This window comes from Marinomonas sp. (assembly GCF_965225885.1).
Lineage (GTDB): Bacteria > Pseudomonadota > Gammaproteobacteria > Pseudomonadales > Marinomonadaceae > Marinomonas.
This window is the reverse complement of the sequence record NZ_OZ245329.1, coordinates 1,177,226-1,187,981: the sequence shown is the minus strand read 5'-3', so window position 1 is coordinate 1,187,981 and position 10,756 is coordinate 1,177,226. Positions and strand designations below refer to the sequence as shown.

Sequence of the window (10,756 nt, the reverse complement as noted above, 5' to 3'; positions counted from 1 at the left end):
TGCACCCCTATAAATAGCGATCGTTGACTCAAACGCTTATACGTCAGGGCTTTAAAAAGTAGACAGGTAAAAACCTATTTCCATCAGCGAACAAGAAGCAACGCATTTACTTCACGGCTTATTACCATTGAGCGCCCATGGTTAAAGGTTTACAGACGATTGAAACGAGTAAGACTGCCTTTCATAACGTGGCAACGATCGATATAAGTTTTAGGCATGGCCTCTTGAGAATGAATGGCCACTCATGCGCAAGAGAGCCAAGGCTTTTTCTATGTCACACCACTTTCTCTAAGTACGGAATACCTTCATTATCGATTTCAGCGGTTTATTAGCATTTTATGCTTTATATACAATTAGTTAGATTGATTTATAAGCGAGTATTGAGGCATAGGGATTTGAGAATTTCAAAATCTCAGAGGCATAGAGGGAAAAGCGTGATATCCGTTACACTTTTTTAAATAAAATAAAAATCATTTATATATCATAGAGTTAGAAGGGTTTTTGAAGGCTTTAAAAATGTGATATTAGCGTGATATTTGTGTGACAGAATCACACTTATGTATCACATAAAAATCACATCAAATCACACCTAGTGTGACAGTCTTCAAAGCCACGCCATTACTGAGGTAGAGGCCAATTTAAGAAAAAAGTCTGTCACGCCATATCACAAAATTATCACAATTCTCAAAACACCCTAACTTATTGAAAATAAAGAATAAAAAAGGCATAAAAAAAGCGTGTCACAAATATCACGCTTTTCCCTCTATGCTTCCGAGAATTAGTATAGTGAAAGCACTTTTTAAACTGAGTTTTTAAGGCTTATTTATCATTCAAAAATTGCTTGAACTGAGCAATATTGAACTTCATCTGAGTCTCTAACCACGCCTTCTCATCTTCATCAGCATTTGCCATGAATTCCTGAACGAGACCAACGATTCGATTAAAACGGGGGTCATCATTTGTATAATCAGAGCGCGGTACAGAAATTTCGAGGTGAGAAACAGGCGTATCGACAAACATTTGTCCTTTTCCGCTTACTAACCAATCAATAGAAACTCCATATTTCGCGTTTAACTCACGTAATAATTTCGCGCCTAGCGGTTTTTCTTCGTAAATACTGTTCGTCACCGTGCGTACAGTCACGCCCGTATCCATTTGTATTTGTTCAGGATTTATATTTTTTTCAGCTAAGAACAATTGAAAGCGATATATTTCACCTTCTTTTTTCTTGCCTATCCATTTTTTAGGTGTTAAATTTTCATTTGTCATCTGTAAGCCCTATTTGAAAACACAGTATAGCAGGAAAATATCATGTCAAAACATACGCCAAAAACCATCGATAAAAAAAATCCGAACGGCCTTTCCGAACAGATCACCTTTCGCCACAGCGAGTCAGTAAAAATCAAGCTCATGGAGTTATCTGAAGAACAAAACATGGGCATTGCCGACATCTCTCGCCAGATATTTAACGAAGGTTTAAAGGCTCGTTACAACGTCATTATTCGAGGAAATCAAGTCGTCGAATAATCTCGATTTGAAGAGTATCACCCAACTTAAAACACCTAAATATTGGTTAAACACCTAAAAAGCGAACAAGACGAATGAAAAAAATACACGCAAGCATCATAGAGAAAGGACCCCTTACTGCTAAAGAAGCTGCTGTATTGCGTTATTTGTGTGAGGGATATTTGCAAAAACAAATAGCCCTAAAGCTTTTTAGAAGCCACAGCACTGTCGGTAAACACCTAGAAAGTATTTCTCGAAAACTAGACTGCCACTGTGCCGCTGAAATCGTCTCAACCTCGGTCGCCATGGGTTTGATCAAAGTAGAAATACGCGAAGGCGCTAGCACTTCCGTTAAAGCTCTACTGTTCCTCTTAATGTTTCACATGATGATTCCACAAGCAGGAAGCCGTCGACCTCCACGCCCTATAAGAACAGTACGAGCAAGCCAAACAATACGCATCAACAGAGAGTCATAATCAATGGAATACGACTTAACACCACAAATCGTTAACCGCCTGCAGCATGAATTTAGAATGACCGAACAAGGCGACTATTTGCGAGGCTACTGCCCTGATTGCGGTAAAAAATCGTTATGGACCTGGCTAAACAATCCTGGCAACGTCCAATGTGATCGGGTCAATAAATGTGGCTACTCCGAACCTTCATTTGAGATATTTCCAGATCTTTTTGAAAAGCTAAATGAAAAACACCCGCCAACAGAACAAGACCCAAACGCCACAGCCAAAGCGTATCTTTCGCTTATTCGTGGCTTTGAACTATCTCAACTAAGCGGTCTATTTGAACAGGGGAAATACTGGCACCCTCACGGCAACAAAGGTACCGCTACGGTTCGTTTCTATTTAGACGAAGCCAAAACCATGATGTGGGAACGCCTAATAGATGACGTAACCATCACCAACGAAGATGGCAGCAAAGAAACCAGAAACAAGAACTTCAAAGGCAACTTTAAAGGCTTCTGGTGGCAACCACCCACTCTTAAAATCGAAGTATGCGACGAAGTCTGGCTCGTTGAAGGCATCTTTGACGCTATCGCCCTTAATCAAAACGGTATCAAGGCTGTAGCAATCATGTCGTCTGGCACATGGCCAAGCGAATCCATAAAGTCGCACCTAAACAAAGACATCACATGGGTAATTGCCACAGATAACGATGCTGCTGGCCGCAAGGCTCTAGAAAAACACAGCAACACGTTGCGGGACTTAGGCGAAAACGTTGCCGCAGCCCTATCTAGCGACAATGACAAAAAAGCAGATTGGAACGACCTACACAAAGCCGGCAAGCTTACAGAGCAAAACCTAAATAGATACCGCTACCTAGGTAACTTAGCACTGGCACAAAGCGCAAACGAAAAAGCCCAAATCATGTGGGAACGTAACCCTGAACGTGGTCACTTCATTTTCTCATTCAGAAACCGCACCTACGCAGCAACAGTTAATAAAGAAGAACACGGCAAAGTATCTATGGCGTACTGGGCAAATCGTGAAGGCCTCGACCCTATGGCACTAAGCCAAAAAGACGTAGACGAATTACGCGGAAAATCGACCGACGCAATACGACTAGAGTGCGACAAAACCGCCTTCAGCCAATCTGTAAAAATGCGTGAAATTGCCACCTTTGGTATGGACTACCTCTATTTCCAACAGCCAGACAACGGCGAAGACGGCCAGTACTTCTTCCGCTTCATGCTGGCGAACCACGGCCAAGAACGCCAAATCGCCTTTACTCACAAGACAATAAGCGCGGCGAGCGACTTCAAAAAATCTGCGATGCGTATTCCTGGCGCGTTGTTTACCGGCACCGCTACCGACCTTGATTGGCTTTATCGAGAATGGACACGTTACAACATCAAAGAAGTCCGCACCTTAGACTTTGTGGGCTATGACAAGCCGAGCAAAACCTATGTATTCAACAACTTCGCGGTAGAAGGCAAAAAGATACTAAAACTTAACAACCAATCATTTTTTGAACTGAAAAAACAAGGCATAAAAACCACCGTCGACATCAAGCAAACGTTATCGCAAAAAGACAATCACGACTGGGTACCAGACTTTAAAACCGCATTTGGCACCAAAGGGTTGGTCGCGCTTTCTTGGTGGTTTGGTTGCTTGTTTGTCGAACAGGTACGAGAAGAAACCAGTTCCTATCCATTCTTTGAATTGGTCGGTGAAGCGGCTTCTGGTAAATCCAGTTTGGTCGACTTCATGTGGAAGCTATACGGTAAAGATGGCGAATCATTTAACCCAAACTCATCTACCCTTGCTGGCCGCACACGCAAGATGGCCGAAGTAAGCAACTTACCCGTCGTATTCAATGAAACGGATAACGAGAACGACGACAAGAACAATCACGTTAAACGCTTTAACTGGGATGAACAGAAAGACCTTTTCGAGGGTGAATTTGGCCGAGTAACAGGTATTAAATCCCAAGATAACAGCACGAGGAAACCCGCCTTTAAAGCGGGATTAATGATTGTACAAAACATCCCTGTGCAAGCATCCGAAGCTATATTAACTCGTATCACCCACCTGAATTTCGATACTAGCCACCACAGCCCACAAGGCTATGAAGCCGCAGGCCGACTGAACAGAATGCCCATATCAGAGGTAAACGGCTTCATACTGAATGCCGTGCAATACGCTGACCAAATACTAAAAGCCTTTAAAGAAAGCTTTGCCCGTCATCAAAAAACACTTACCAACAACCCAGACATAAAGCTCAACCGTATCGTCGACAACCACGCAAAAGTCATGGCCTTTGCAGATTGCCTAGCCGTGCTTTATCCAGCCATTACAGAACACGACATGGCGAGCGTACACACCATGCTAGAAAGCATGGCAACACACCGCCAACAAGCCTTAAACGCAGACAGCCAAGTCGTACAACAATTTTGGGCGCAGTTTGACTACTTAGACACCAAGCCCGGCTCGGGTGGCTATGCCGTCAACATAGAACACCAAATGAACCATTCTAAAAACCCAGACCAACAGGTCGCGGTCAACCTAGAGCACTTCCATAGCATGTGCAAAGTACACAACTTGCCCTTTATGGAACCAAAAGAGCTACGCAGACAGCTCACTACCAGTAAGAAACGTGAATACCTCGAAAACAGCACCGTCCGATCACGTATTGAAGAACGAACCGTTCGATGCTGGATTTTTAAACGCTAAAACCACAAAAAAAGGAAATGAAAATGAATGCCAACAATCTAGAGACTACTGCCACCCGACTTATCAACTTTCATGGCCTTACCTTGGCCGTTGTTGAACATGAAAGTATTGAATATATCGCCGCAAAACCCCTTGTTGACCTAACCGGCATACAGTGGACAAGAGCCAGAAAAACACTTTTTTCGGACGATAACGCCATACTTTACGCCACCAAGGAGCTAAATATGCCTATTTTTGATGGTTTTGGCATACCTAGGGATACCAAAACAGCGGTTTATATTCGCTTAGATCGCTCGACCATGTTTCTTGCGAGAGTAAATACCGCTCAAATGAGAGCCAACGGAAAAGAAAATGCAGCCGACGCACTGCTAAAACTACAAATCGAATGGGCTGAAGCACTACATAACTACGAAACCAATGGAATAGCTTTTAAAACTCAACAACGAGACAAAGACATGTTTGGCCTCATATCTAAACTGGATAGCGTTCGTAACCTTGAATTAAAGAAAGTCTACGCTGAACAGCTTAATGAAAAGTTTGGTATCAACATTCCTATTGGAAAACAGCAATCACTAGAAGTTTAAGCACATTGATACATAGTTTTGGTACCCCTAGGGGTACCAAAAACACCTATTCCAACAAAAAACTAGGAGAATAACCCATGTCCCAATACCAAACTCTAGTGATTAAATACGAAGGGGATACGCCTCCCTTTGACACCTTGGTTGAAACCAAAAGTCTCAAAGTCGTTGAAATTGCTAACTACAACGTATTCGAAGAACGCGACCGACTCGAAGCAAAAATCGAACTGCTCGAGCAAGAAGTCAAAGACTACGAATACGAAAACGGTTAATAACGACAACGAATGGAAACATATTATGGATGATCAATACTTAAACATCAGAAGCCATAGAGACAAAAATGGGCAACTCTGGTTTTGCGCTAAAGATATTTATAAGCGGCTTAAAGTGACCTGGAGCGGATCAACATTAAGAAACACGCCTAAATCACTGAAGAATTCATTTCCAGTAGATACACCGAAAGGCGATAGGAATGCTGTATTTCTTAACAAAGAAACATGCGACTTTTTATTCGCTAACAGGAGGGCTAAACATGATTGTTGAATACGAAAAGCTGAAAGAAGTCGTTGGCGGAGTGTCGATCGAGGATGTAGTGGTTCGCCTAAGTCGAGCTGGTATTCCTTATATCATCGGTAAGCGCGGCAGACCATTTACAACAGAAGATGCGATAAACCACACCATGGGGTTAAGCAGAACCGCACTCCCTCAAACCGAAAAAATGACAATAGAAATACGCTGATACAATGCCTAAAAAAAACAACAAATGGCCAAAATACGTCCGTGAAGTGAATGGGCGTATTGTTTGGCGACCAAGAATTACTGCAGAAGACAGAACGGTTATCGACGTAGACAGCTATGGTTTTTTGAAGCCGCCTGTTCGATTAGGTTCTGTTAAAGATTCTGAAGAAAGAATTCTATCTGCATACCTGTCAGCCAAAACCAGCCTCACAGCACGTACAGGGGCCGATAAGCACACATTGAAATGGATTATTGATCAATACCTTAACTCTAGCCAATTCAGAGCTCTCGCGTCGACAACACATCATAGAACCAAATCTCTAGTGAAAGTGTTGGAGCACCCTATTGCCGCTAATGGAAAAGACATCACATTCGGTGACGTGCCCATCATCACCATCACCAAACCCATGGTAAGACGACTAGCAGACAAACGACTAGATAACATGATAGCCGAAGGACTAAAAGGCACATCAACCATCAACCAAGAAATGTCATTACTTCACTCCGCTACCAGATGGGCCATTGAACACATAGATGACCTAGGCATTACAGACAGCCCATTTAAAGTGAAAAAATTCAAAGTCGATGAAAACGAACGCTACGTAACCGACGAAGAATACGACGTCCAATACCAGATTGCCGCCGAGCTATCTGAATACCTTCCCCTCTTTTTTGAGCTCACTTATCTAATCGCTTCTAGAGGCGTTGAAACGTTAGACCTAAGAACGTCACACATTGATCCTGATCCCATTAATGGTGGAATTTATGTCACTCGTCGCAAAGGGAGCAAAAACAACTTCATAGAATGGTCAGATAGACTGTACAAGGCTTATCAGGCCGCTGTCTCAATACTAGAAAAGCACAAGGCCAACGGCAAAGACGTACCATTGATCATTAGCTCAACAGGATACAAGCTCAGCATGTCTGGCTTACGAACCGCCATGCACCGCTTAAAAGAAACAATGGCAGAGCGTGACTTAAAAGATAACTTTTGGAGTTTGCACCTTCTTAAATCAAAAGGTGTGTCTGACGCAGAAAGCGATCACATCGCTGGTCACAAAACAGAAAGTATGAGAAATAAATACAAGACGAAAATAGAAAGGCATAAAGCAGCAAGGTAGCCTTTGTGCCTATTTAGGCACATTTTAGGCAAAAAAAAACCTGCTATAAAAGCAGGTTTTCTTTAAACATGGTGCCCGGAGACGGAATCGAACCGCCGACACGAGGATTTTCAATCCTCTGCTCTACCGACTGAGCTATCTGGGCAAGTGGGGCGTATTATAGAGAAACCTTTTTTTTGGTCAATAGTTTTTTTGAAAAAAAATTAAAAACTTAGTTTCTTCTGCTCGTCTGGTATTATCTTCCTATATCAAGGAGATAAACCAATGCTTCATATTGTACTTTACCAACCAGAGATTCCGCCTAACACGGGCAACGTTATTCGATTGTGTGCCAATACGGGCTATCACCTTCATCTTATCGAGCCGCTTGGCTTTGAACTTGAAGATAAGAAATTACGTCGAGCTGGATTAGATTATCATGAGTTCACGCGCCTAAAACGATACCCAGATTTTCAGGCCTTTGTTGATCAAAACGAGATTGGTACTATCTACGCGTTGACGACAAAAGGCAGCCATACTCACAGTGAAGCACGCTTTGCTGAAAATGATGTGTTGGTTTTTGGCCCTGAGACGCGCGGATTGCCTGCGGAGTTTATCGATGCCTTGCCGCCTGCTCAGCGCTTACGTTTGCCGATGCAAGTGAATTCTCGTAGCTTGAATCTGTCCAATACCGTTGCTGTAATGGTGTACGAATCTTGGCGTCAGCTGGGTTATGCCATGCCAGTCGATAGCGAATAACCAAACGAGGTACGATGAATTCTCTTTCACTGCTCTTAAAGAAAAAAAATAGCCGCCGCCAATTTCGGAAAAAAGTCCATCTGCATGAATCAGGCGATTTAAAAAAACGCCTGATGTTTTTAGCCGGTGTGATCGGACTACACAGCTTGGCAATGGTGTTTTTTGAAGACTTAAATTGGTGGCAAGCCTTTTGGCTGACCATGACGTCAGCCAGTACCACAGGTTATGGTGATATTTCTGCAGCGACTTTTTGGGGACAGTTTTCCACTATTGTCTTAATTTATGGCATGGGAATTACTTTACTCGCACAAATCGCCAGTGACTATGTTGAAATCAGGCTAACGCGCAAAGAAATGCGTATCAAAGGCCGTATGAGATGGGACGACATGCAAAATCATATACTTATCATTAATACACCCAAGTACGATGCAGAACGTTATTTAGGCTTGCTGATTAGCCAGATCAGCCAAACACCAGAACTAATCGACGTTCCAATTCAAATACTTACGCAGGCGTTTCCTGAGGGCTTGCCACTGGATCTAAGATCGCAAGGCGTGGTTCATCACACTGGCGATGCGCTGGAAGATGGCATGCTGGAATCAGCGGGCACTCACAAGGCGAAATACATCATTGTGCTTTGCCAAGACACTCAAGACAGCCATTCAGACAGTTTAACTTTTGATGCTTTACATCGCGTTCAAGCGTTAAATACATCGGCGTTCGTCATGGCTGAGGCGATTAATGACACCAATCGACCACGATTCAAAGCGGCTGGCGCAAACGCCGTTATACGGCCTGTGAGGGCCTACCCTGAGATGTTGGTGCGGTCATTGATTGCTCCGGGAACAGAACAAGTGCTGGAAGATTTGTTTCGTCACCAAGGCGATCATACTATTCGCCTTGATGTGGAAATAACCGGTGTGACCTGGGCAAAGATTGTCACAACCTTAATTCAAAAGGACATTGGTACTGCGCTGGGTTATATACAAACCAATGGCGAGATCATCACTCATCCGCAAACCTATTCGGTTATAGATGCACAAGGATTGATCGTCCTCGTCAATGATGATCAAGAGATTCCATCGCTAGCAGAAATTGGTAAGTTTTTTAACGAATAGGAACAAGGGCTTAAGCTTGCTTATCTTGCAATTTAAGCCCAATCATTTCGATCTGGTTGCCGTCCATTTGTCTTATGGTGAGACGAATATTACCAAAGCGAACTCGATCACCGACAACCAAGTGCTTTCCAAGTTGACGCTGCAACAATTCTGCGGCGGTGTCGGCTTCATCAATACCATCCAGCGGCACACCGTACACTTTCGCTAAATCAATCAAAGACGCATCGCCACGAATGGCAAACTCACCAAAGAAGTTCTGCAACAAGAAAGACGCAGAGGCTTGATGAGAGAAAATCTGCGCGACATCATTTACATCACCAGGATGCAACAACATCCAAATTCTATCGCCCGATTTCAGCTCAGTGTCGGCATTGATCACAATCGGCTTTTGGTCACGCACAAGTGATACCAGCTGGGGCGTAGAAACCGTCGCGCTAGGCACATTTTGCACTATCGAGGCCGGAATTCGAACACCTTCCGCCTGAACCAAAAACTCGTACAACTCTAGAGAATGATCCGAATCGCTATCATTTATCAATGAGAAACGTGTCGTTGGGGCTGGTGCAGGAGGAACGACGATCTTTAACCATCGCGCTACTTGTGGAACCGTTGATCCCTGCAGTAGCAAGGAGATAAGCACCACAGTAAAAGTGATTTCGAACAGCAGTTCAGAATTAGAAAGCCCAGCAATAACAGGATACAGCGCCAAGACAATCGGCACCGCACCACGCAAACCAACCCAGCTAATATAAATACGTTCAGGCCAGCGGAAATCAAATGGCAATAAACACACCATGACCGCCAAAGGACGCGCCACAAAAATCAAGAAAGTGGCAATCGCCACAGCTTGCCAACCATGAGTTAACAGGTTTGATGGCGTCACGAGCAAACCAAGTAACAAGAACATACCAGCTTGCGCCAACCAAGCCAATCCATCCATCACTTGAGAGATGGAATCCTGTTGTTTAATTCGCCCGTTACCAACAGTCAAACCAACAAGGTAAACGGCAAGAAATCCACTGCCGCCAATCATATTAACGCCAGAGAATACGGCCAAGCCAAATGAAATAATAAGCAGCGCGTATAAACCTTCGATCAAGGGCACACGACGTAGAATCATGACCAGCAGCTTGCCACCAAGCAAACCTAAAACGCCACCAACCGCGAACTGTTGAATCATTTGTCCTAAGAAAGCCCAAATGCTCAACGCCTCTGCACTTTGCAACAGCCCAGTCAGCATGACCACCAGCAAAATAGCCATTGGATCGTTGGCACCGGATTCTATTTCTAGTGTGCCACCCACACGCTCATTGAGCTTCACGCCACTGTTACGCAATAAGCTAAATACCGCGGCGGCATCCGTCGAACCGACAATGGCACCAAGCAGCAAACCATAAATTAACTTAACCTCTAAAAGCCAAGCGGCAAACGCCCCAACAGAGGCAGTGGTAATCACAACACCTAAGGTAGCAAGCGATAAAGATGGCCATAGGGCAACACGGAAGGTGCTGGTTTTGGTCTGCATACCACCGTCTAAAAGAATAACGGCTAAAGCAAGATTACCAACAAAAAAGGCAAGGCTGGGGTTGTCGAAGTCTAATCGGCCTACTCCCTCTTCTCCTGCTAACATTCCCATCCCGAGAAACACTAGCAATAAAGGTAAGCCAACACGAACAGTAAAGGAGCTGGCCAGAATACTGACTAAAAACAGTATTCCGGCTAAAAAGATGTAGCTATTTGTGTCGATGGTAGTAACTACCTATAAA

The 10,756-nt window shown here is 43.7% G+C and carries 11 protein-coding genes and 1 tRNA gene; 9 read left to right on the top strand and 3 right to left on the bottom strand.

The features are described from left to right. Positions 1-819 precede the first annotated feature (819 nt). Positions 820-1,269, bottom strand: coding sequence for a hypothetical protein (locus ACO05V_RS05445; protein WP_421848289.1), 450 nt, complete (start codon positions 1,267-1,269; stop codon positions 820-822). A 42-nt stretch (positions 1,270-1,311) separates the two neighbouring features. On the opposite strand from ACO05V_RS05445, the gene ACO05V_RS05440 reads away from it, so the two are divergent. The 7 genes from ACO05V_RS05440 to ACO05V_RS05410 all read left to right on the top strand — a co-directional run bounded on the left by ACO05V_RS05440 (position 1,312) and on the right by ACO05V_RS05410 (position 7,134). Further along, positions 1,312-1,527, top strand: a complete 216-nt coding sequence (locus ACO05V_RS05440; protein WP_421848287.1) for a hypothetical protein — start codon at positions 1,312-1,314, stop codon at positions 1,525-1,527. Positions 1,528-1,601: 74 nt separating this feature from the next. Beyond that, positions 1,602-1,982, top strand: a complete 381-nt coding sequence (locus tag ACO05V_RS05435; RefSeq protein ID WP_421848285.1) for a response regulator transcription factor — start codon at positions 1,602-1,604, stop codon at positions 1,980-1,982. 3 nt (positions 1,983-1,985) lie between these two features. Beyond that, positions 1,986-4,694: a toprim domain-containing protein gene (locus ACO05V_RS05430; protein WP_421848283.1), complete on the top strand. Its 2,709-nt coding sequence runs from the start codon at positions 1,986-1,988 to the stop codon at positions 4,692-4,694. A gap of 23 nt (positions 4,695-4,717) precedes the next feature. After that, complete coding sequence (locus ACO05V_RS05425) at positions 4,718-5,278, top strand: phage antirepressor N-terminal domain-containing protein (RefSeq protein ID WP_421848281.1); 561 nt, start codon at positions 4,718-4,720, stop codon at positions 5,276-5,278. A gap of 77 nt (positions 5,279-5,355) precedes the next feature. Then, positions 5,356-5,547, top strand: a complete 192-nt coding sequence (locus tag ACO05V_RS05420) for a hypothetical protein (protein ID WP_421848279.1) — start codon at positions 5,356-5,358, stop codon at positions 5,545-5,547. Positions 5,548-5,747: 200 nt separating this feature from the next. Continuing rightward, positions 5,748-6,014 (top strand): hypothetical protein, encoded by a 267-nt coding sequence (locus ACO05V_RS05415; RefSeq protein WP_421848277.1) that lies wholly within the window; start codon positions 5,748-5,750, stop codon positions 6,012-6,014. Positions 6,015-6,018: 4 nt separating this feature from the next. Further along, positions 6,019-7,134 (top strand): site-specific integrase, encoded by a 1,116-nt coding sequence (locus ACO05V_RS05410; protein WP_421848275.1) that lies wholly within the window; start codon positions 6,019-6,021, stop codon positions 7,132-7,134. A 69-nt stretch (positions 7,135-7,203) separates the two neighbouring features. Here ACO05V_RS05410 and ACO05V_RS05405 read toward each other — a convergent pair. Further along, a tRNA-Phe gene (locus ACO05V_RS05405) sits at positions 7,204-7,279 on the bottom strand. Positions 7,280-7,398: 119 nt separating this feature from the next. On the opposite strand from ACO05V_RS05405, the gene trmL reads away from it, so the two are divergent. Together trmL and ACO05V_RS05395 are read left to right on the top strand one after the other, a co-directional pair. Beyond that, complete coding sequence (gene trmL, locus ACO05V_RS05400) at positions 7,399-7,872, top strand: tRNA (uridine(34)/cytosine(34)/5-carboxymethylaminomethyluridine(34)-2'-O)-methyltransferase TrmL (protein WP_421848273.1); 474 nt, start codon at positions 7,399-7,401, stop codon at positions 7,870-7,872. 14 nt (positions 7,873-7,886) lie between these two features. Beyond that, positions 7,887-8,990 carry an ion channel gene (locus tag ACO05V_RS05395; protein WP_421848271.1) on the top strand — a complete coding sequence of 368 codons (1,104 nt, stop codon included), beginning with the start codon at positions 7,887-7,889 and terminating at the stop codon, positions 8,988-8,990. A 10-nt stretch (positions 8,991-9,000) separates the two neighbouring features. Here the strand turns inward: ACO05V_RS05395 and ACO05V_RS05390 are convergent, their stop codons facing one another. Then, positions 9,001-10,737, bottom strand: a complete 1,737-nt coding sequence (locus tag ACO05V_RS05390) for a potassium/proton antiporter (protein ID WP_421856879.1) — start codon at positions 10,735-10,737, stop codon at positions 9,001-9,003. Positions 10,738-10,756 lie beyond the last annotated feature (19 nt).

Coding starts and splice junctions, on each gene's coding strand:
- ACO05V_RS05430 (WP_421848283.1), top strand. CDS start 1,986: ATGGAATACGACTTAACACCACAAATCGTTAACCGCCTGCAGCATGAA.
- ACO05V_RS05425 (WP_421848281.1), top strand. CDS start 4,718: ATGAATGCCAACAATCTAGAGACTACTGCCACCCGACTTATCAACTTT.
- ACO05V_RS05410 (WP_421848275.1), top strand. CDS start 6,019: ATGCCTAAAAAAAACAACAAATGGCCAAAATACGTCCGTGAAGTGAAT.
- ACO05V_RS05435 (WP_421848285.1), top strand. CDS start 1,602: ATGAAAAAAATACACGCAAGCATCATAGAGAAAGGACCCCTTACTGCT.
- ACO05V_RS05420 (WP_421848279.1), top strand. CDS start 5,356: ATGTCCCAATACCAAACTCTAGTGATTAAATACGAAGGGGATACGCCT.
- ACO05V_RS05445 (WP_421848289.1), bottom strand. CDS start 1,269: ATGACAAATGAAAATTTAACACCTAAAAAATGGATAGGCAAGAAAAAA.
- ACO05V_RS05440 (WP_421848287.1), top strand. CDS start 1,312: ATGTCAAAACATACGCCAAAAACCATCGATAAAAAAAATCCGAACGGC.
- trmL (WP_421848273.1), top strand. CDS start 7,399: ATGCTTCATATTGTACTTTACCAACCAGAGATTCCGCCTAACACGGGC.
- ACO05V_RS05415 (WP_421848277.1), top strand. CDS start 5,748: ATGCTGTATTTCTTAACAAAGAAACATGCGACTTTTTATTCGCTAACA.
- ACO05V_RS05395 (WP_421848271.1), top strand. CDS start 7,887: ATGAATTCTCTTTCACTGCTCTTAAAGAAAAAAAATAGCCGCCGCCAA.